This window comes from Paenibacillus odorifer (genome assembly GCF_000758725.1).
Taxonomy (GTDB): Bacteria; Bacillota; Bacilli; order Paenibacillales; family Paenibacillaceae; genus Paenibacillus_AQ; species Paenibacillus_AQ odorifer.
In genome coordinates, this window is sequence record NZ_CP009428.1 from 2,917,763 (window position 1) to 2,939,589 (window position 21,827).

Below are 21,827 nucleotides of genomic sequence, written 5' to 3' on the forward strand. Positions count from 1 at the left end.
TTATAGGTGTAAAAAATGACGTGCGAAAGCACGTCATTTTCCTATATCTAATTAGATTGGAGGATTACTATGCAGCCGTTAAAAATACCGAGAGAACATAAGCTTCAGATTACAGCTAGTATTCAAGAATATTTTGATACAGAGCTGTCCAGTGAAATTGGGCAATTAGCCAGCGAGAACCTTCTCGATTTTATGCTTAAAGAACTTTCACCTTATATTTACAATCAAGCGTTGGCAGATGCACGTAAAATGATTGAGCAAAAGATGATTTCTCTGGAAGAGGAAATGTATGCTCTCGAACAACCCTTATCCTCAGGCAGAAGATAATCTAAAAACACGATAATTTTTAGCGCAGATTTATAACAGTTACATCTGGATCAGTGTCAGCTTCGTAATCTACACCTTCTGTCTCGAATCCAAATAGCTGGAAGAATTCCTGTTTATAGCTATGCAGATCCGTTAGGGCGTAGATATTGTCTGAAGTGAGCTGGTCCCAGATTTCGATAACTTCTTGCTGGACTGCCGGAGACAATTCCCAATCATCTATACGGATACGACCTTCTTCATCCACAGGAGTTCCTTTCGCTGCATAGAGATGTTCAGCAAACAACCGATAGGTCTGCTCAATACAACCTTCATGAAGACTGTGCTCTTTCATGACTTTGTAAAGGGCGGAAATATAGAGGGGCACTACAGGAATCGCCGAGCTGGACTGTGTGACAAGACCTTTTGTGACCGCTACATAAGCTCTACCGTGAGTAACAGATAACGCTTCGTTAAGTGTTCTCGCCGTAGCTTCAAGATGGTCTTTAGCAAGTCCAATGGTTCCCTGGCGATATACCGCTTGAGTAAGCTCTGATCCGATATACGAATAAGCAATAGTGGTTGCGTGATCTGCTAATACTCCGGCTTGCTGGAGTGCTTCTATCCATAGCTGCCAATCATCACCGCCCATCACCCGTACGGTATCATGAACTTCCTTATCGGTCGCGGGTTCAATGGAGATTTGACTTACCTCACCGGTGTGAAAATTTACAGTTTTGTTGGTAAAGGTGTCGCCAATAGGTTTGAGAACAGAGTTATATACTTCACCTGTCTCCGGATCTGTACGGCGCCCAGAAGCAACACTGTAGATGACCAAATCGACTTGTCCTAATTCGCTGCGGATCAGCTGAATCGTTTTTTCTTTGGTCTCTTTGGAGTATGCATCTCCGGTAACGCTGTAGGATTGCAGGCCTGCAGACTCCGCAAGTTGTTCGAAGGCTGCAGAATTGTACCACCCAGCAGAGGCTGTACGGGTTCCATTGCTGCTGCTCGGCCGATATACGCCTACTGTGCTGGCTCCAGCCCCAAAGGCGGCTGTAATCCGTGAGGCGAGGCCGTAGCCTGTGGATGCGCCAATGACTAGCACCTTCTGTGGTCCTTTGATCTCGGGTTGTGCCTTAATATACTCAATTTGCCGCTCGACTTGACGAGCGCAGCCTTGCGGATGTGCGGTTGTACATATAAAGCCACGTGTTCTAGGTTTTATGATCATAATAATAGTTTCCTCTCTTTCATGAAAAGCAGCTAATGATACGTGTTATTTCTAATTTTAACAATTTTCATTCCAATGGAGAAGGATTGTTTATCTTTCTTGTATCAAATACAATAAATCCTGGGCTTTTAAAAGGTTGGATTTTTGCATTTTTACTTAACTCTGTATGGTGGTGAAGTCTTGGAAAGTCAGACTAAAACAAAATTGACGGTTGAGCAGCAGGACATCCTGGTGGGTGCTGCTTTTGGAAGCCATGTGAAAATCATTCAAAGTACGGAATTGACGGGAGGTTATTTCAACGCAGCTTATGACCTTCTATTGTCAGATGGCAGGGCTACGATTCTTAAGATATCGCCATCTGATGAGACAGACACGCTAAGTTACGAGCACGATATCATGGCTACAGAGGTTGCGGCAATGCAGCTAATGAAGTCTAAAGGAACGGTACCTGTGCCTGAGGTATACGCTTATGATAACAGCAGAAATTTAATATCGAGTGACTTTTTTTTCATGGAGAAAATAATCGGCCAGCCCTATAATGAAATTAAGGAAGAGCTTAGTCCGCAGCAAAGAAGTTGTATTGAGGAAGAATTAGGTCGTTATAGCCGGATTATTAATGAAATTCAAGGGGATCATTTCGGATTATTTAATGTATCCTCGAAGATAAAGGGGACTTCTTGGCGGGAAACCTTTCAAAATTTAATTGGCAACCTCCTTGATGATGCTCGGCGATTAGATGCAAAGATGCCCATTCCTTTAGAAACGATTGAGGCGGAGATCAACAGCCGTATACATGTGATGGATGTGGTGACTGAGCCACGTTTAGTTCACTGGGATCTATGGGATGGGAATGTGTTTGTACGAGAGGGAAGCATTGTTGCTTTAATCGATTGGGAACGGGCGTTATGGGGCGATCACCTTATGGAATATTATTTTCGCTATATTGAGAATTCTGAGTATTTCTGTAGAGGTTATGGGGACAGCTTTGATAGCCCTAATGAATGTGCACGCAAAAAGCTCTACGACTTATATATCGATTTAATTTATTTCATTGAGTGTTATTCGCGTAAATACGATAGCCAAGGCCATTTCCAGTGGGCACATGATAATCTGCTGGAAGGTTGGGACCGTTTCATGGGTTAGGACATTTTCAGCAAGATCACAACATGAGAAGGTAAGGAGGCTGAGTAGGAGAAGGGAGAGGATTCACATGTTTGAGTGGCTAAGTGTACATATAGATATCGTAAGTTTGCTGTGGCTGTTGCCGATCCTATTTATGTTTCATGATTTTGAAGAAATATTAACGATTGAAGCATGGGGTGCAAAGTATAGAACCAAGTTAGAGGCTGCAATTCCTTCGTTTATGCGCAAGACATATCATTCGATGTTACAAATGACTACACGTAATTTTGCAATGGACGTATTATTCGTGTATATTTTGATAGTGACGGTAACTTGTATTGCAGTTTTCTTTTCTAATTATTTATTGTACCTGGCAGTGCTTGCGGTATTTTTCTTACATGTATTTACTCATCTAGGACAGACGATATATTTAAAGGTATATGCACCAGGGGTAGTTACAGCAGTACTAGTAGTTCTTCCCTATTCTCTTTATGCGTATTATCGACTATTGAATGACAACTTGGTATCCCTTGGAGATATCGGATGGTCTCTACTGTTAGTTCTTTTGCTGCTTCCGCCAATATTGTGGTTGTTAGTGAAGAATAGAGCTCGCATTAAACAGAACTAGTACATAAGGCTGCTGCTGGCCATATCTTTTTCAGAAAAATCTTGACTAGAACCCTTAGAACTAGATAAAATAATACTTATTGCTTACAACTTGGTGAGAATCATTATCATAATTGACGAGGAAATGAGAGGGTGACAAGATGGAGCGCCTTTTAGAGGTAAAAGATCTAGCGATATCATTCAAAACACACGGTGGAGAAGTACAAGCGATCCGTGGTGTTAGCTTCCATGTAGATAAAGGTGAAACTCTAGCGATTGTTGGGGAATCCGGTTCCGGTAAAAGTGTAACTTCACAAGCGGTAATGAAGCTAGTTCCAACGCCGCCAGGAGAATATAAACGTGGACAAATTTTATTTGATGGACAAGATTTGATCGGTAAGACTGAAAAGCAAATGCAGAAGATTCGTGGTAAAGAGATCGGTATGATTTTTCAGGATCCGATGACTTCCTTGAACCCGATGATGAAGGTCGGCAGACAAATAACTGAAGTACTGCACAAACATGAGAAAATCTCCAAAGAAGCTGCAAATAAACGTGGGATTGAGCTGCTTACGCTAGTAGGTATTCCTTCACCAGAGCGCCGCTTCAATCAATATCCACATGAGTTCAGTGGCGGTATGCGTCAACGTGTCGTTATCGCAATGGCACTTGCAGCAAACCCAAAGCTTCTGATTGCGGATGAGCCAACTACAGCGCTCGACGTAACCATTCAGGCACAGATTCTTGACCTGATGAAGGAATTACAGAAGAAGATTGATACGGCGATTATTTTTATCACCCATGATCTTGGTGTTGTAGCAAGAATGGCGGATCGTGTAGCGGTAATGTATGCCGGACAAATTGTTGAAATGGGAACTGCAGAAGAGATCTTCTACGATCCAAGACATCCTTACACTTGGGGATTACTTGCATCCATGCCAAGTCTTGAGAGCAAAGGTTCTTTGCTTACCGCGATTCCTGGTACACCTCCAGATTTGATCAAACCGCCTAAGGGTGATGCCTTCGCACTTCGCAGCACCTATGCTATGCAAATAGATATGGAGAAAGAGCCTCCAATGTATAAGGTTTCGGATACCCATATGGTGAAATCTTGGCTAATGCATCCGATGGCTCCTAAGGTGGAACCACCAACAGTTGTTAAGAATAGACAACGTGTGCTTAAGAACGCTTATCCAGAGCCTGTTTTAGTGCAAGAAGGCGCTAAGTAAGCAACTTGTTTTAACTAAATAATAAGAGGAAACGTTAGGCCATTTAGTTGGCTTAGCGTTTTTTTTATTTTCTAAAATGTTCACTATTATTTAAATAAGTATGAATTAATACGAACTTAATTAAATAAAAGGGTTGACTATTTATCGTTTTCATCTCAAAATGAAAAGGCATACATAGGGGGTATAACGATGAAGAAGATAATTATTACTACTTTACTTAGTATTTCATTATTAGCTGTAACCGCATGCAACAACGACACGGCTAACTCTGGCAACACAAACAGCGGACCTGAGCCTGTTCAGCCTGTCTTTAAAAATGTTTCTGTACATGATCCATCCATTATTTTGGCTGATAATAAGTACTATGTGTTTGGCTCTCATTTGGCTTCTGCTAAATCCGACGACCTGATGTCCTGGACTCAATTGTCCTCTGGAGTTGTTGATGGAAACGTACTCATCCCGAATGTCAAAGAGGAATTAAAAGAGGCCTTAACCTGGGGAAAGACGGACACCTTATGGGCTCCGGATGTCATTCAATTGGCGGATGGCAAATATTATATGTATTACAACGCTTGTAAAGGCGATTCCCCATTATCAGCACTCGGTATAGCCGTGTCAGACCATATTGAAGGACCTTATAAGAACAAAGGGATCTTTCTGAAGTCCGGTATGGTGGGCGCAGGGGATGACGGAGAAACTTATGATGCCACACAAAAGCCGAATGTTGTAGATCCGGATGTGTTCTTTGATAAAGAAGGCAGATTGTGGATGGTGTATGGTTCTTATTCTGGTGGTATTTTTATTATGGAACTGGATACAAGCACAGGATTCCCACTGCCAGACCAAGGTTATGGCAAAAAGCTTCTAGGCGCAAATCATGCGCGGATAGAAGCTCCCTATATGCTGTACAGTCCTGAGACGGATTACTACTATCTGTTCTTATCCTACGGAGGTCTGGCTGCAGATGGCGGATATAACATCCGTGTAGCTCGCTCGAAGACACCTGATGGACCTTTTGAAGATTCTGAGGGCCAGGATATGATCCATTCACAGGGCACAGCTGGCGTATTGTTTGATGATCCTGCTTATGCTCCTTACGGAGTTAAACTCATGGGGAATTTCGAATTCCTGAATAATGACGATGAGCTCCCAGTAAGTGGGGAAGGATATGTATCACCAGGACATAACTCCGCATTTTACGATGAAGAGACTGGCAAGTATTATTTGATCTTCCATACACGGTTCCCGAATCGTGGTGAAAAGCATGAGGTTAGAGTACATCAAATGTTCATGAACGCTGATGGCTGGCCGGTGGTCGCACCACACCGTTATGGCGGCGAGACCATTGATAAATATACGAAAGAGCAAATCGCAGGCGAATACAAATATGTAAATCATAATAAAGAGATTACGGCTGATATCGTGCAATCAGAGCTAATTCAATTGACGAAGAGTGGTAAAATCAAAGGCGCGGTTAAGGGCAAGTGGAAGCTTATCGACGATCATACTGCGGAGTTAACAATAGGTGGTTCTACTTATAAGGGTGTGTTCCTGAAAGAGTGGAATGAAGCTACAGCCAGTAATGTTATGACGTTTACTGCGGTTTCTAATGAAGGAATCTCTATCTGGGGAAGTCATGTATCACCTTCGGAATAAGCTTTTGTAAAGGATTAACAGCAGAAGGGGTTTCAACTAGTCGTGTTAAATGGCTAAGTTGAAACCCCTGTTATAATGTAAGATCAGTCTTCAAACTTACGGATTACAATAACAGCATTATGGCCACCGAAACCAAATGAATTGGAGATGCCTATTTCGAGATTAGCTTTTCGTGCAATGTTAGGTACGTAATCCAAATCACAGATGGAATCAGGCGTGTCCTGATTGATGGTAGGAGGAATGATCCCTTCTTGGATACTCTTAACTAACGCAATGGCTTCTAAGCCGCCAGCGGCCCCCAAAGCATGTCCAGTCATGGACTTATTAGCGGTTACGGGGATGTGGTACGCATGCTCGCCAAATAATTTTTTAATCGCTAGTGTTTCAGAGTGGTCTCCTACTACTGTACTTGTCGCGTGTGCGCTGATTACATCTACATTGTGAGGCTGGAGATTAGCTTCATTTAGCGCTAACTTCATAGCTTGATAGGCACCAATTCCCTCTGGATGAGTGGCAACCATATGATAAGCATCAGAGCTAGCACCATACCCGATCACTTCGCCGTGAATCTTGGCGTTTCTACGCTGAGCATGGGAGAGTGACTCTAGAATGACTATGCCGCCGCCTTCACCGATTACAAAGCCATCCCGTTCTCCATCGAAAGGACGACTCGCTTTCGTAGGCTCCTCATTTCGTGTAGATAAAGAGGTGGCATTCCCAAAGCTGGCCAGCGAGATGCCAGTAATAGCAGCTTCAGAACCCCCGGCTATAACGATATCCGCACCGCCATAACGAATTAAACGGAAAGCCTCGCCAATCGCAGTATTGCCAATAGAACAAGCTGTTACTGGAGACATGGTCGGGCCGAGAGCTCCAAATTTAATGCTGATCATTGCCGCAGCCATATTGGAGATCATCATGGGAATTAAGGTAGGGCTAACTCGATCAGGACCACGATCCTTCAGGACCGTACCTTGATCCATCAAGGTCTGAATTCCTCCAACGCCAGATCCTACATAAACGCCAAGTCTCTCCTTGTCAATCTTATCAAGCTGGAGATCAGAATGTTTCCAAGCCTCTTCAGTAGCTGCGAGGGCAAACTGACTGAATCTGTCCATTCGGCGTGCCTCTTTACGGCCAAATCTGCCCTCTGCATCGAAATCACGTACTTCGCCAGCAATCCTCGTCTTAAAACCTGTTGTATCAAATGAAGTAATCGGGGATATACCCGACTCACCAGAAATTAGCCGATCCCAAAATTGCCCGATTGTATTCCCAAGTGGTGAGATTAAGCCCATGCCTGTAATCACTACGCGTTCCATAATGAACCTCCTCAGCTAGTGTATACTAGTATTTTTTCATTTTATTTATCCTATTACAAGTTATCGTTTATCCTAGTATAATTTGTACTATACTAAAGGAACAGGAATCCCAAAGTGGAGGTAGCTTATGGCTAATCAAACAAGATTACAAGCATTATCCGATTTTTTGAAAGCACGTCGTGCGGCCATTTCACCAAGCTCTGTAGGCTTGCCGGAAGGCGCACGCAGAAGAACGCCAGGACTCCGCAGGGAAGAGGTTGCACAGCTTGCAGGGGTAAGCAGCACCTGGTATACGTGGCTTGAACAAGGCAGAGATATAAAAGTCTCGTCATCTGTTTTGGACTGTATTGCCACTGCACTTAGGCTGACTAAAGATGAGCGGAAGTATCTTTTTGCACTGGCTTTAGAAACTGGAACTGGAACCACACCCTACCCGCAAGATGAATCTTCTGTAATTAGTCCTTCGCTGCAGAAAATTTTACAGGAACTCAAATATTGTCCTACGATAATTTCTGATAGACGTTGCGGGATCGTCGGTTGGAATGATGCTGCCGCGCATGTTTTTCTTGATTTCTCAAAGCTGCCCATCGAAGAGCGGAATATGATCCGATTGTTATTTGTTCGTAAGGAGTTCAGACGCTTAGCGGTGAATTGGGAACAGTTCGTCAGCGGTTATCTTTCTATCTTCAGAGCGTATTACGGACAGTATGTAGAGGATTATTGGTATGATGAATTTATAGAGGAATTGAAAGAATTGCATCCGGCTTTTAATGAGATGTGGGAGCAAAGTCGGGTTAGTTCGGCCCCGGATGTGTTACTAGAATTCAGACATGCCAAGGCGGGGAAAATGTTATTTCATCTTACCTCTTTGCAGGTTCATGGCAGTGCCGATTTACGATGCAGCATCTATACTCCTGCGGGAGATTCGAATACTGAAACCAAGCTAAAGCAGCTTATGGAGCAGCATACAATAGAAGGATTAAGCTAGATTCACATAGAGAAGCATCCCTAGCTGAACTTTCAGCTAGAGATGCTTAATACTACACTATTAGAAATCTGATGTTGAAATTTCAATAGTTCCGAATGTGGTGCCAGCAGGAGTGCTTAAGAGTGCAGCTACCAAAAGGGCATGAACTGCAAGCGTAAGGCTATTGAACGCTGGAATCGTGTATGTGATAACTGGAGCATTCACACGAGTGATTACTAAATCTACTGGGAAGTTGGAGTTATTGTTCACAGTAACAGCAGCGTTAATACCACCTGCAAGGTTTTCATAATAAGATTTACCAATGACAGGGGCTAAATTGAAATATTGAATCGGTAATACGATGGCCATAGTAACGACCTCCTTTTCGTTTGATAGGATATTCTATGTTGAAAATCTATTAATGCTAGAGCGAATGCCATGGTGAATTAGCACTTTTTGATAGAAAAAACCGGGGATGTCCTATAGCCATTTAGAAAGTGGCTGGGACAACCCCGGTTTATTTTGGTACACTTAATTCGTTTTTTTTCGATAAAACAGATACAGTATCAATCCGAACAGCATGCCGACAAACGACATCGCGGAGATCGTTAAGTAAAGAGCTTTACCCCCAAAGGCATCATATAATGCCCCGCCAGCATAAGAAGCCAGGATACCTGATACACCGAAGAACAACAGTGCAAGTACGGTCTGGCCTGTAGCACGCCATTCCTCGGGTACAATACTGTACAGGTATTGAATAGCAGCCGAGTAGAACACAGGGAAGGTAAGAATTTGTAGAATCTGCAAATAGGCTAATAAGTGTGGATCAGTGATCCAAGCTGAAATAAAGAAACGAAGGAAATAGAAGCCTCCGGAAATCGATATGATGATCAGTTCTTTTCCTTTACGCAACCACCAGAAGCTTAATGCAAAGACAATGATTTCACTTATTGCCGCGAGGAAAAACGATTGGCCTACCAATTGAGGACTGCCACCAAGCTCACGAATATAAACTCCAATAAATGTATCGTTCATTCGTGCGGGTACAGAGCTAATAAATATGAGCACCAGAAACATCAATGTCTTTTTGTTGCCAAAAAAGTGCTTGAGGCTATCCAGCGTGACCGGCTTACCTGTGACGGGGGCATCTGGCATGTTCCAGCTTACTATAAAGCTTATAAGGCAAATGGCAACAAACAGAAGAGCAATTCCATGAGAGCCGAAAAAACCAAGCACATAGCCAGTAATCAAAGCCATTACACCATAACCTAGCGCACCATATGTACGGATAGAACCATAGCTAATTCCAGCCGCCTCAGAGACTCGGAAATTCAAGCTTTCTGTCAGCGGATCAATGGGCATCAAGAAGAAATACAGCAGCATAGCAAAAAGAATGAGAACAGCATAACTGCTGGAATCGAACAAAAAGTATCCGGTCACCGCTGAGCATAACAGCAGAGCTAACAGCACTTTGCGGATGGTTTTTGTTTTATCACTAATCATCCCCCATAAAGGTTGAGCAATGATGGTAACAAAACCACCAGTTCCAATAATTAAGCCGATTTGTGATGGGCTTAGACCTTGTTCACTTAGATAGACTGGCAGAAAGGGAATAAACATGGCCAGCAGAGCAAAATACAAAAAGTTAAACCCTCGTAAAAGATTTGGTGCATTCATAAGTTTTTTTACCTCACGTGTTAGAAAATTTGTATAGAGTCAATTTTGCTATTGTATCATGGATAGTAAATGATTAGGATATAAATCTATTCGCGGAATTGCTCAAGATGACCCTAATCCTCTATAAATTTCTGGTCGTTATATGATAAACTGGTTACTATCAAAGCAAAATGCAAGGAGAAACGTTAATGATAAATTTGGTATCATGGAATGTGAATGGCCTTCGGGCCTGTGTGAAAAAAGGGTTTGATGAATATTTTAAGGAAGTAGAAGCAGATATTTTCTGTGTTCAGGAGACAAAGCTGCAAGAAGGGCAGATTGTTCTGGAACAGGGTGAAGAATACAATCAATATTGGAATTATGCAGTGAAAAAAGGGTATTCAGGCACAGCTATATTCACCAAAATCAAGCCGATCTCTGCGAGATACGGAATGGAAGAGGATGAAGAAGCGGAAGGCCGGATTATTACGCTGGAGTTCGAACATTTTTATCTAGTGAATGTGTATACACCAAATGCCAAACGAGATCTGGCTAGATTGGATTACAGAATGGAATGGGAGGACCGCTTCCGCAATTACCTTCTGGAACTGGACAAGCTAAAACCAGTCGTTGTATGCGGCGATATGAACGTAGCCCATCAGGATATTGATATCAAAAATGCTAAAGCTAACCGCGGAAACTCTGGCTTTACCGATGAAGAAAGAGGAAAAATGAGTACGCTGCTGGAGTCCGGCTTCATAGATACCTTTAGATATTTTCATCCAGAGCTTGAAGGCGTTTATTCATGGTGGTCTTATATGCCGAAGGTGAGAGAACGGAATGTAGGCTGGCGGATTGATTATTTCCTAGCTTCTTCTAGACTTGCACCTAATCTGCTGGATGCCCAAATTGATTGCCACATTATGGGGAGCGATCATTGCCCGGTCATCCTCAAGCTTGCTGATTTCACTGACTAGGATCGAATATTTAAAAGGCCGCTAAGTCTCTTTAAAGGACGAAGCGGCCTTTTTTATTCATTAAGAATTATAGTCTGCCAATGATCTCAGGGAATTCAGTCGGTCCCATATTCACATTAAACTTTTGTTTAAGAATTAGCTGCTTCTCTAGTAAGATTATTTCAAGAGTTATGCAAAAAGGCATTTCAATAAACAATAAAGTGAGCTGCAGCTGATCATCAGCAACCCAAGTAAAGCTGGACATGATTCGGTTCAAGGAAGCATCAATGATCTGTGCGAAGCTTTCGAGCCATTCCCCTCGACCAAGACAGATCACAGAATCCTCTCCAGTCTTAAATTGTAAAGTAACTGCAGCTTCGTTGTTATTGAAAGAGATAGAGAAGGTGTCCAAGGCAAATTGGTTGTCATCGAGCTTATAGGTTAAGCTGTTTATTCGTTCTTCTTGTGATGAAGATGGCTGCAGTTGTGGCGGTTGGATAGATAAATACTTTAATTGTTCAACCAAGTGGGCAGAAGCAGCAGGCTCTAATGGCAAGGGTGCTTGCTCCATCGCGGGAAGCAGATGTTCCCACACAGCATTCAACATTCCTTGTATACTGTCTGATGCAGCAGTAGTAATAATTACGGCATCTTGCTCCGGAAGCACGACACAGAGTTGACCGAAGGCGCCATCTGCCCGGTAGGCACCGTGCTGGCATTGCCAGAACTGATACCCATATCCCATTGCCCAGTCATGATCGCCTTCGCCATTGGAAATATGTTTGGAAGTAGCCTCATTAATCCACTTTTCAGGCAGAACCCGTTGATTATTCCAGATTCCTTTTTGTAAGTATAGCTGGCCGAATTTAGCGATATCCTCGGTTGTAATGTTTAAGCCAAATCCCCCTGTGTTAATTCCGCGTGGACAAGACTCCCACGTTGCGCCGTGAATGCCCAGAGGAACGAAGAGGCGTGGTTCTAAATATTCTAGCAGTGTTTGGCCAGTAACCCGTTGAAGGATCGCGGCCAGCATGTAAGTAGCACCGGTATTATATAGGAAATGTGTACCTGGTTGTTTCTCGACCGGGACGGAGAAGAAAGCCTTCACCCAATTCCCGTCTGCACTTTTGCGAAGTGTGTCCATAGTATCCACGACATGTCCGGTACCCATCATCAATAGATGTCTGATTGTCATATTGGTTAGATTGTCTGTGATTGGATCAGGAGCATCTTCAGGGAAAAAGGATAGGACAGAATCATCGAGGGTGACGAGTTTCTCTGTAACAGCAAACCCGATTGCGGTTGAGGTGAAACTTTTGCTAAGTGAAAATAACATATGCGGAAGATCGGACCTGTAAGGGGCCCACCAGCCTTCAGAGACCACATAACCATGTCGAAGTAGCATAAAGCTGTGCAGGCCTAAATTTTGTTCCTCTACTGCACTAATAAAGCTGGATATTGCGGTTGATGAAATGCCCTGTTCTTCTGGAAGACTTCTAGATAACCGCAAGCTGCTTGTAGTTTCCATACGCTCATCTCCTAAATTTTGAGAATGCTCACCTCCTAATTCTATAATAATTTCCAATGTTAAAATACCCTTTAAAAAATAACTAGTTTAGCTTTCTACAGGGCTGTTGCTGGATACATCAGATTGGAGCCGTTTCTCTGGCCAAGAAATAACATGAGAAGTTTGACTTAGTTTCTCATATATTAGCTGAGTTTCTTTTTTGAATATACTAATGACTAAATGAATAAAGAAAGCCAAGTCTATCAATAGAACAAACAGATGAATAAGCATATTCCATACGGAGGAAAGATGCCCTAGAAGGGCGGAATCAAGCAAAAGAGAGTGAATCCCAAGCAGCAACCAATATAGCAGGCCATATCTGAGCATCAGAGCCCAGAAAAAAGCATGATTCCCGCTGCTCTTCACCCGAATCCGCACCATCCATTTCCCTAAGGTCCGTCCGCCCGTGAGAGCCGGAACAAGCATGAAGTAAATACCAGTTACAATCCAGAAGGCAGCTTTTATATCGAATCCGAAGAGTACCCCAAACCCGATGCTCCACACCATACTATCGATTAGAAAAGCTATTCCTCTGCGGGTATAGGAGACTCTTTTGGCAGAGCGGTTAATGTTTGTATCCAGTTGTTCTATACGTGGCAATAGCCCGGAGATCCAAATGGAAATTCGAAATCCAAAGATTCCTCCGATTGTGTTGGTAATGAGATCATCGACATCAAAAAGACGGTAAGGATGATCGAAGAAACCGTAAATCCCTGTAATCTGCGTGATCTCAAAGGACAGGGAAAAGGCAAAGGATAGTAGAATGCACACGACCCAGCGTGTACGAAAATAATAGCCCAGAAACATTCCAAACGGTACGGTCAATGCAACGTTAAAAATGACCTGTAAAAATGCAGGCTCACGCAGTAATGACCAGTAGGTAGAGATTTGATCAGGGATGATCGTCGATCCATCCACAATATCCTGAATAAATTGAAGGGGAATGAATTGGACGATACTCCCAGAAGGTGCAGCATTGTGCCGGGAGGATGGAAAAGGAAGCAAGACTAGAAAATAAGCGTTCATCAGATAGAGCAGCAGCAGATATAGGATTAAAGCTCTAAGCTTATGTATATAGCCATGTCTGCGGTATTGTACGATAAGAAAAGGAAGTGTGAAGAACAGCGCTGCTATTGGAAACATCATGAACGCATACGAAATTGGAAAAAAGTACGAATGAAACATAAGTCACCTGCCGTGGAATTGTTTTTATAAGAAATTTGACTCTACTTGGAAATTAGCTATCCCCGGCTCATTATAAGTTTTTATGATAGGGAACTCAACTAATTTATCGAACGTTTCCGGCATACATATGTCTATGAAGGAGCGTGAAGTGGATGGAGAAAAAGGTTCAGCAGTATTATCGGCTCAAGCAAAAGCAAAAAGATATTGAAAAAGAATTGGCCGAGCTTCGTCAGGATATTTTAAATTATTGTAGTGAGCAGGAAACCACCGAGACTGAAATTGGCAGCTATAAAGTGAAGCTGGTCGTGCAAAACCGCAAAGAATATGATGATGCAAAGTTATATGAGACCTTATCGGACCCTGAAGTGTGGCGTTTGCTCTCCAAATCAGATCCGGCAAAGGTGGCAAGCTTGACCAAGTTGAATGTAATTTCAGAGGATAAAATCATGCATACTTATGCTTTGAAGACCGTAACACTGCTACAGGTGGATAAAAAATAGTGATTCAAGTGAGCGGTTCCTTGTGGGAGCCGCTTTATTTGGCTGATAACTGTCCAGATTAAGGAAATATGTTACAGTATTAGGGTAGAAGGGAGGTTGAATAGTGAAAAAAATAATCATCGGAGGCGTCATGGGCTTAACGATTTTACTTTTTTTCTTCTTTATTTTGCAGCATAATAATCAATCACTTGAGGTGAAACCGGAAGTTCTGTTCCCAACAGCGGAATACAGGGTGACTGATAGTAGTGCTCCAGGATTACCTATGCTTATAACTGCTGAAGGGGCGAATGTTATTAAGATACAGGCTACGTCCGGCAATTTATTGTTATGGAACCCCCCTGACTACAAGGTGCATAACAAAGGTCTTGAGCTGAAAATCAAATCTGGAGATCAAATTTATTGGAGTCCAATGGATGGAAAGAATAAACAAATAAATGAGCCTCAGGATACCAAGATCATAGTGATTGCTTACCATAATGATAAGCAGATCGGAACGTCCATTGTAGAGATTCATAAGAATGCTCTAGGTGTCTATACAGGGGAAATACCTGAAGTGAAGTAACTGAGAATCTAAATCGAATCGCAACTATCCTCGTTTTGCGTTAAAATAAGAAGTGAAGCTGACCGAGTGCTTATAGCAACCCTAGAGATGGAGGAAGAGAATTCATGAAAGATTTTGAAGTAATGCTGGAGAAATACGCGAACCTAGTTGTAAAAGTAGGAGTAAATGTACAGCCTGGACAAGTCCTTATGGTACATGCACCGATAGAAACCGCAGAACTTACTCGCTTGATTGTAGCGAAAGCCTATGAAGCGGGAGCAAAATATGTAATTGTTGACTGGGACGATGAAGCAACTACACGGATCCGTTATGAAAAAGCCCCAGAGGATTCTTTCGATTACTATCCACAGTGGCAGGCTGAGATGATGGAGAAATTCGCGGAAGAAAATGGTGCCATCTTACATATTAAAGTACCTGATCCGGAACTGTTTAATGGCATTGATTCTTCTAAGGTATCTAGAGCAGTCAAAGCAGCAGCTGTTGCTCGCAAGAACTACTCCAAATATACTCGGAACAGCAAAATCAGCTGGTCTCTGGTCAAAGCGCCAACACGTGCTTGGGCGAACAAGGTTTTTGCCGATCTTCCTGAAGAAGAGCGGGTAGAGGCGATGTGGGAAGCTGTATTCCAGATGAATCGTGTGGGCAGCGATGATCCGGTAGCTGCTTGGAGAGAGCATATTGGTCAGTTGAAAGAAAGTCAGGATAGAATGAACGCTAAACGTTATAAAAGCCTGCATTACCGTGCTCCGGGAACGGATCTGCATGTAGAGCTTCCGGAAGGCCATTTATGGCGCGGGGGTGGCGGTGAGAATGATAAAGGTGTTTATTTTGTTGCTAATATGCCAACAGAAGAGATTTATTCCATGCCCCATCGTACTGGAGTGAATGGCACAGTTAGAAGCACGCTCCCTCTTAATTTGAATGGACGTTTAGTTGAAGGACTTTCATTCACTTTTGAAAAGGGGAAAGTCGTAGCTTATGAAGCTGAATCCGGACGCGAGCATTTAACCTCACTGCTGGCAACGGATGAAGGTGCATCTTATCTAGGAGAAGTAGCCTTAGTGCAGCATGATTCTCCAATCTCTCGCTTGAACCGCATTTTTTACAATACAGGGATTGATGAGAATGCCTCCTGCCATTTCGCGTTAGGAAGTGCTTATCCTGTAAATATTGAAGGCGGCACAAAGCTTACGAACGAAGAGCTTGTGGCTAGAGGAGCTAATGTCAGCTTAACTCATGTCGATTTTATGATCGGTTCAGCAGAGCTGGATATTGACGGAGAGCTGGCGGACGGCACGATTGAACCCGTATTCCGTAAGGGAAATTGGGTGTTGTAAGGAGAAGAAAAAAGCCGGATCTCTTCCAATGAGCTTCCGGCTTTTTTGAGTACCTATAAATATCATTTTTAGATTGAAAAATAGTTAAGACTCATAGCCTCACGTACTTCGGCCATTGTTTCCTGAGCAATGCTGCGGGCATGCTGTGTTCCAGAGATTAAGATTTCCTGCACAAGCTTGGGCTTAGTAGCATAATAGGAACGCCGCTCTCGCATCGGTTCTATAAGCTGATCTAGAGCTGTCGAAATCAACTGTTTGCAAGCAGAACAACCCATGGTACCCCGCTCACAGCCTTCACGAATTTCGGTTACCCCCGCTGAGCGAAAAGCACCATGATAAGCAAAAATAGGACAGATATCTGGATGTCCAGGATCATTTTTATGCACACGCGCAGGATCGGTTGTGGCTTTTCTTATCTTGAAGGTGATTTCTTCCTTAGTGGAGTCCAGCTCGATGGCATTGCCAAGGCTTTTACTCATTTTAGCGTTGCCATCCGTACCCACAAGTCTCGGCGTCTCACTGATCAGCGCTTTGGGTTCCACCAGTATCGGGCTGTACAGCTCGTTGAATCTGCGGACGATTTTGCGGGTTAATTCCAGATGGGGGAGCTGGTCTTCTCCTACAGGAATGATCGTTGCTTTACAAAAAGTTATGTCAGCAGTCTGACTAACTGGATAACCTAGAAAACCGTAATACAATTCATCTAAGCTGGAATTTTTTGATTCGGCTTTAATCGTGGGATTATGCCGTAAAGAATTCACAGTAACAAACATAGAGAACAAGATGGTCAGCTCTGCGATTTCAGGGATCATCGATTGAATAAATATAGTTGTTTTTTCCGGATTTATACCTGCAGATAAATAGTCCAGTGTGATCTCATGCAGATGTTGACCCAGCAGCTGCGGACGATCAAAATGGGTCGTTAGGGCTTGAATATCCGCTAAAAACACAAAAGTTTCATATTGCTCCTGAAGGGCTACTCGGGTCTGCAAGCTGCCGGCGTAATGGCCAAGGTGAAGCTTTCCAGTCACTCGATCTCCAGTTAAGACACGTTCGTTCATCATATAAAAATTCCTCCTGTTATTTAGCATTTGGTTACACTCGAGTCGCCACCACCAGCCATCATCCATGGCCATCACCTCCTTTAAATGACAAAAAAACCTCATCCAATAAGGACGAAGTTGTCGTGGTACCACCTTAAATGATCGTGTCACCTTACGATTCTTGGCTTCCGATCTTCTCTTACCTGTACGGAGAGGTTGAATTAATTCTCGATACAGGTCCCTTGATAACGGCGGGAACCCCGGTTTTCCCTACTGCATCCATTAAGATAGTTCGGAAAAACAACTATAAAGGCCATTCGAGCATACGCTGGTCACCGGTTCGCACCTACCACCGGCTCTCTGAAGACCATGTTCGTCTGTCTACTTACCCTTTGTCATCGTTGTTCATGATATGTGAATTATTGTAATTCTGAACAGGGGTGTTGTCAATGAGTGGAAATCGTATGGTGATTGACAAGGTAACTAGGTTTATTTGATCTAGCAAAGTATACCTTAAATGTATATAATCATCAGGAATTTAGTCCAATCTATCATTGCGGATTCACAATATACTACTCTATAACCTTGAAATGGAGTGATGATAAATGGCGACAATAATAAGTTATGGGTCACAGGCAAAAATCCCGTTAGATCCGTTTACTACAGCTATAACGGTTGCAGGGATTCCTGGAGCTGGAGCGGGTCTAGCCACAGCGCAAGTAAATATTAGTCCGGCTAATCCGGCTTCTTTCTCCAGTAGAGTCGAGTTAAATGGTAGTTTTAGTCTTACTGCACTTGCTAATAGCCAATTTCTTGTTATCATCCGACGAGCTGGAGTCGATATTTATAGATCCTTTTATCGTTTTACTACTATTACTGATATTCAATTAAGTGCTCAGTGGGTTGATGGTGCTTATATTGGAGTCCACAACTATGAATTGGTAATTCAGAATGATAGCAACTTGCCTATAAATCTATTTGGACCCATATCATTCACAGCAACTGCTATTGGAGGAGAGGGCGTAATTTAAGTTATGTTCCTATGCGCCATTCAAGGGACGGGTGAATCAAAGCTTTGGACAGTTGAATCGATCTGATTCAGCTGTCCTTTTTTCATGAACGTATAATTGAAGTGCAACTCTCGCAGCATAAATATCCAACCATACCCTTGATAGAGCGGTTTATTTATTTAAAATGTTATCCTCTAAAACAGCGTATTTATCGCCGAATTGCTTAATGATATGTTGTTCTCCCCAATTACATAATGCAGTCAAAATATCGCTTAAACTATCACCATATTCACTAAGCTCGTATTCTACTTTTGGTGGAACCTGATTATAAACAATTCGGTTGATGATTCCATCTGCCTCAAGCTCGCGTAGCTGCTGGGTTAACATTTTTTGAGTAATGCCGGGCATCAACTGTTTTAACTCGGAGGTGCGTTTTTTGCCATGAGTTAAATGACATAGAATTACGCATTTCCATTTCCCTCCGATGACCTCTAGTGTGGCTTCAACAGAAATATTGTATTTTTTCTTGACAGTTGTTGTTGGTGTTGTTGTCATGATAACCTCCATGGTATGGGTACTTTTTAGTACCTATGGCACTTTTAAGTGCGTACTATTGATTATGTCCAATTTAACCTATCATAACATTTTTCGTTCAATTTTTATAGAATGCTATAATTTAGAGAGCTTTTGGCAAAAAAGTTAAACGAAACAAAAACCGTTTCTATACCTCCCCCGTCTTAATCTATGAAAGGTTGAAGAGGGGAGGCTAAGGAAGGACATGACGATGACTAATGCAGAAATGAAAAAAGTAACGATTCTTGATACTCGGAGCGAGACGGATTTTTACGATTCGATATTGGTACATAGAGAACAACTGTACAGTATTGCTTATAGTTACTTGCGGAACCGAAACGATGCGCTGGAAGCGATGCAGGAAATGACTTGCCGGGCCTGGATTAAAAGAAAAACATTAAAGGACCCCAAAGCATTCAAATCATGGATTATTCGAATTCTAATTTATGTCTGTATAGATGAACAAAGACGAAGAAAACGTTCCATGCCGCTGGTAGATGAAAGAATAGGAGAACAGGTCACACATATTGGCCATCATCGGATGGAAATGTTGTGGGCACTTGAGCAGGTTAAGCCCAAGTATCGCCATGTGCTGCTGCTAAAATACTACAACGATATGACCTTGACTGAGATCGCTAACATTATGAATAAACCCGAGGGAACGGTTAAGACTTGGCAGCATAAAGGGCTCAAGCAGTTGCGAACCATCATAAAGAATCGGGGTGAATGGAACAATGAGTAGTCAAGAGGAGCTTGCCATGTTAAGCGATGCCGAACGTATCCCACAAGAACAAAAAATAGAGAATGCAGCCGCTCAAATCTATGCGATCCAAGCAGGCTTGGAATTAGGCAAGAAACGTGGCAGAAGGTTAATGTTCACAAAAAGCGCGATGTCTGTGCTGGCGGCTGCAATGATGATAGCGGGCCTGCTGTTCTTCAATCCAACCCAGCTGATGCCACAGCAAGGGACTTCGAGTGCTGAAACGTTCGATTGGGGCGTATTGGAGCCTTTTAAAACATTGGCTGCAGCTGATATTGATGCTCTTACTTTAGAGTCTGCAATCCGGAATGATTATGTACAAATCGTTAATAAGAGTGCTGAATCAAATGGATATAAAATTACTCTGAATGCTGTGCTTGCTGATGAAAACAAAATCATGCTGCTGTATACAGGAACAACAAGTGATGGTCAGGAAGTGTACAGTGTAAATAGTGTGAAGCTGACAGATGCTGAAACTGGACGAGATGTAATGGAGGAGAATGGGAATAGAGGCGGAATGGGAGCACACGCAGAGGGAACCATATATACTTGGCTCGGCAAAACTGCATTTTCACTGGACCGAAATAAACCAAGACCAACAGACGTAGTGGCGGATTTTCAGATTGCCTCTGTAGACCCGGGAATGTTAAGTAAACCGAAAACAGGAACGGTTTTATCTGACATGCGGTATTCTGATCGTTTAAAAGTAAACTTCTCTATTGATCCTAAGTTTTGGGAGCTGAAGACGGAGACGTTAGTTGTGGACCACCCTTTCAAAATTGACGGACAGGAAGTAAAACTAGCCGAAGTCGAGCTTTCTCCGTTAAGCATAGCGCTCAAATTTACGATAAATGAGGAATTGAAAACGGATTGGATCGTCCGAAATGAACTGTTTCAAAAGCTCCCCTATGAATTAACTGCGCAGGTTGGGAAGCACGACATTAAAATTAATCCGAATTCTGGTAGTGGAGCTGATGATGGATTTATAAGTTACTTCAGCAGCAATGTGTTGGATCACCCGAAGTCACTGCGTTTGAAGCTTAGTGCGGGGGCAGATCGAGAGAAAGAAGAGTATATTGATATTCTGAAAAAATGAGCGGTAAGCGATATTAGTGAATATGCGTTGGAAGTCGTAATATAGAAAAAGGCCGCTGGTTGCGGCCTTTTTGTTATTGTTGGGACATTATACTAACTTTGTGAACGACCATTAACACCAAATTCGTCACTTGTTAATGAGGACAAACTCCTAATGCTCCTATCGGGACTGTATGTGCATAATGCTCTTCAGGGGCTACAGGCTCTTTATGTTCCTCAGGCTTCTCACGTTTCACAGGCTTCTCACGTTTCACAGGCTCTTCATGTTCTCAGGCTCCACATGTTTCACAGGTTTCTCATGTTCCTCATGTTTCTCACGCGCGTAACACTCCTAACGGACTGTATTGCAACTATTTTGGCTTTTTTGACCATTTTGCTGAGTTTTCGGACTGCATAGCTCTTATTGGTCTAAATCCACACCAAAATTAAGCATATTGGGTTGAATAGCTGCATCTGAGTCCGATAGCACTGCGAAATGCCCGGATTTTTCGAAATAAGGGCTCCTGAGTCCGAACCATCTGGCCTCGTAAATACTGCACTGTAAACTGTAAACTCGCCATCTGACCTCGTAAATACTGCACAGTAAACTGTAAAACACCGTCTGAGCGTCTTAGATATTTCGGCAGAACAAAAGTGGCGTTAGTGCGGTACAAAAGTGTTGCTAAGTGGCAATTAAGTTAATAACGCTCCTCACTTTTCTCATGTTCCTCATGTTTCTCACGCGCGTAACACTCCTAACGGACTGTATTGCAACTATTTTGGCTTTTTTGACCATTTTGCTGAGTTTTCGGACTGCATAGCTCTTATTGGTCTAAATCCACACCAAAATTAAGCATATTGGGTTGAATAGCTGCATCTGAGTCCGATAGCACTGCGAAATGCCCGGATTTTTCGAAATAAGGGCTCCTGAGTCCGAACCATCTGGCCTCGTAAATACTGCACTGTAAACTGTAAACTCGCCATCTGACCTCGTAAATACTGCACAGTAAACTGTAAAACACCGTCTGAGCGTCTTAGATATTTCGGCGGAACAAAAGTGGCGTTAGTGCGGAACAAAAGTGGTGCTAATGTGGTGTTAATATGGCGCTAATATGGCGCTAATTTGGTGCAAAGGTGGCGCTAATGTGGCAACTAAGTTAGTAAC

Annotated in this window: 21 protein-coding genes and 1 other annotated feature; of the genes, 13 read left to right on the plus strand and 8 right to left on the minus strand. The window is 42.8% G+C overall.

The window, feature by feature from the left end:
• Nucleotides 1-69 precede the first annotated feature (69 nt).
• Nucleotides 70-327, plus strand: coding sequence for a DUF2164 domain-containing protein (locus PODO_RS12505; protein WP_036686326.1), 258 nt, complete (start codon nt 70-72; stop codon nt 325-327).
• Between the two features lie 19 nt (nt 328-346).
• On the opposite strand, the gene fabV is transcribed toward PODO_RS12505, so the two are convergent.
• Complete coding sequence (fabV, locus tag PODO_RS12510; protein WP_038570448.1) at nt 347-1,537, minus strand: enoyl-ACP reductase FabV; 1,191 nt, start codon at nt 1,535-1,537, stop codon at nt 347-349.
• A 180-nt stretch (nt 1,538-1,717) separates the two neighbouring features.
• On the opposite strand from fabV, the gene PODO_RS12515 reads away from it, so the two are divergent.
• The 4 genes from PODO_RS12515 (at nt 1,718) to abnB (ending at nt 6,150) form a co-directional block, all read left to right on the plus strand.
• Nucleotides 1,718-2,680, plus strand: coding sequence for a phosphotransferase family protein (locus PODO_RS12515; RefSeq protein WP_052096993.1), 963 nt, complete (start codon nt 1,718-1,720; stop codon nt 2,678-2,680).
• Nucleotides 2,681-2,747: 67 nt separating this feature from the next.
• The gene (locus PODO_RS12520) at nt 2,748-3,287 is read left to right on the plus strand and encodes an HXXEE domain-containing protein (protein ID WP_036686330.1); all 540 of its coding nucleotides are present in this window, start codon (nt 2,748-2,750) and stop codon (nt 3,285-3,287) included.
• A 139-nt stretch (nt 3,288-3,426) separates the two neighbouring features.
• A complete protein-coding gene (locus PODO_RS12525) occupies nt 3,427-4,494 on the plus strand; it encodes an ABC transporter ATP-binding protein (RefSeq protein WP_036686331.1) in 1,068 nt (355 codons plus the stop codon).
• A gap of 183 nt (nt 4,495-4,677) precedes the next feature.
• Entirely contained in the window at nt 4,678-6,150 is a 1,473-nt protein-coding gene (gene abnB / locus PODO_RS12530; protein WP_425311690.1) for an arabinan endo-1,5-alpha-L-arabinosidase AbnB, read from the plus strand.
• Nucleotides 6,151-6,233: 83 nt separating this feature from the next.
• Here the strand turns inward: abnB and fabF are convergent, their stop codons facing one another.
• Nucleotides 6,234-7,472, minus strand: coding sequence for a beta-ketoacyl-ACP synthase II (gene fabF / locus PODO_RS12535; RefSeq protein WP_038570454.1), 1,239 nt, complete (start codon nt 7,470-7,472; stop codon nt 6,234-6,236).
• Nucleotides 7,473-7,599: 127 nt separating this feature from the next.
• On the opposite strand from fabF, the gene PODO_RS12540 reads away from it, so the two are divergent.
• Nucleotides 7,600-8,460 carry a helix-turn-helix transcriptional regulator gene (locus PODO_RS12540; RefSeq protein ID WP_038570458.1) on the plus strand — a complete coding sequence of 287 codons (861 nt, stop codon included), beginning with the start codon at nt 7,600-7,602 and terminating at the stop codon, nt 8,458-8,460.
• A 60-nt stretch (nt 8,461-8,520) separates the two neighbouring features.
• Here PODO_RS12540 and PODO_RS12545 read toward each other — a convergent pair whose 3' ends face one another.
• Nucleotides 8,521-8,808 carry a hypothetical protein gene (locus PODO_RS12545; protein WP_036686338.1) on the minus strand — a complete coding sequence of 96 codons (288 nt, stop codon included), beginning with the start codon at nt 8,806-8,808 and terminating at the stop codon, nt 8,521-8,523.
• A gap of 162 nt (nt 8,809-8,970) precedes the next feature.
• On the minus strand, nt 8,971-10,116 hold the full coding sequence (locus PODO_RS12550) for an MFS transporter (protein WP_038570461.1): 1,146 nt from the start codon (nt 10,114-10,116) through the stop codon (nt 8,971-8,973).
• A gap of 191 nt (nt 10,117-10,307) precedes the next feature.
• Between PODO_RS12550 and PODO_RS12555 the strand changes: the two genes are divergently transcribed.
• The gene (locus PODO_RS12555; protein ID WP_038574405.1) at nt 10,308-11,072 is read left to right on the plus strand and encodes an exodeoxyribonuclease III; all 765 of its coding nucleotides are present in this window, start codon (nt 10,308-10,310) and stop codon (nt 11,070-11,072) included.
• A gap of 67 nt (nt 11,073-11,139) precedes the next feature.
• Here the strand turns inward: PODO_RS12555 and PODO_RS12560 are convergent, their stop codons facing one another.
• Nucleotides 11,140-12,579 (minus strand): serine hydrolase domain-containing protein, encoded by a 1,440-nt coding sequence (locus PODO_RS12560; protein ID WP_052096995.1) that lies wholly within the window; start codon nt 12,577-12,579, stop codon nt 11,140-11,142.
• 87 nt (nt 12,580-12,666) lie between these two features.
• Nucleotides 12,667-13,764 (minus strand): VanZ family protein, encoded by a 1,098-nt coding sequence (locus tag PODO_RS12565; protein WP_244886475.1) that lies wholly within the window; start codon nt 13,762-13,764, stop codon nt 12,667-12,669.
• Nucleotides 13,765-13,955: 191 nt separating this feature from the next.
• Here PODO_RS12565 and PODO_RS12570 point away from each other — a divergent pair, with 191 nt between their 5' ends.
• The 3 genes from PODO_RS12570 (at nt 13,956) to PODO_RS12580 (ending at nt 16,202) form a co-directional block, all read left to right on the plus strand.
• Complete coding sequence (locus PODO_RS12570; protein WP_038570468.1) at nt 13,956-14,303, plus strand: hypothetical protein; 348 nt, start codon at nt 13,956-13,958, stop codon at nt 14,301-14,303.
• A 103-nt stretch (nt 14,304-14,406) separates the two neighbouring features.
• On the plus strand, nt 14,407-14,865 hold the full coding sequence (locus PODO_RS12575; protein WP_038570471.1) for a hypothetical protein: 459 nt from the start codon (nt 14,407-14,409) through the stop codon (nt 14,863-14,865).
• Nucleotides 14,866-14,969: 104 nt separating this feature from the next.
• Nucleotides 14,970-16,202, plus strand: a complete 1,233-nt coding sequence (locus PODO_RS12580) for an aminopeptidase (RefSeq protein ID WP_038570474.1) — start codon at nt 14,970-14,972, stop codon at nt 16,200-16,202.
• Nucleotides 16,203-16,270: 68 nt separating this feature from the next.
• Here PODO_RS12580 and trpS read toward each other — a convergent pair whose 3' ends face one another.
• Nucleotides 16,271-17,266 carry a tryptophan--tRNA ligase gene (gene trpS / locus PODO_RS12585; RefSeq protein WP_038570477.1) on the minus strand — a complete coding sequence of 332 codons (996 nt, stop codon included), beginning with the start codon at nt 17,264-17,266 and terminating at the stop codon, nt 16,271-16,273.
• Nucleotides 17,267-17,370: 104 nt separating this feature from the next.
• Nucleotides 17,371-17,653 (minus strand) — a binding site (T-box leader).
• Between the two features lie 197 nt (nt 17,654-17,850).
• Between trpS and PODO_RS12590 the strand changes: the two genes are divergently transcribed.
• On the plus strand, nt 17,851-18,276 hold the full coding sequence (locus tag PODO_RS12590) for a hypothetical protein (protein WP_036686349.1): 426 nt from the start codon (nt 17,851-17,853) through the stop codon (nt 18,274-18,276).
• Nucleotides 18,277-18,426: 150 nt separating this feature from the next.
• On the opposite strand, the gene PODO_RS12595 is transcribed toward PODO_RS12590, so the two are convergent.
• Entirely contained in the window at nt 18,427-18,810 is a 384-nt protein-coding gene (locus PODO_RS12595; protein ID WP_036686351.1) for a winged helix-turn-helix transcriptional regulator, read from the minus strand.
• A gap of 223 nt (nt 18,811-19,033) precedes the next feature.
• On the opposite strand from PODO_RS12595, the gene PODO_RS12600 reads away from it, so the two are divergent.
• Both PODO_RS12600 and PODO_RS12605 read left to right on the plus strand, forming a co-directional pair.
• On the plus strand, nt 19,034-19,570 hold the full coding sequence (locus tag PODO_RS12600; RefSeq protein ID WP_036686352.1) for a sigma-70 family RNA polymerase sigma factor: 537 nt from the start codon (nt 19,034-19,036) through the stop codon (nt 19,568-19,570).
• Entirely contained in the window at nt 19,563-20,684 is a 1,122-nt protein-coding gene (locus PODO_RS12605; RefSeq protein ID WP_038570480.1) for a DUF4179 domain-containing protein, read from the plus strand. Before PODO_RS12600 ends, PODO_RS12605 begins: the two co-directional genes overlap by 8 nt.
• Nucleotides 20,685-21,827: the final 1,143 nt, after the last annotated feature.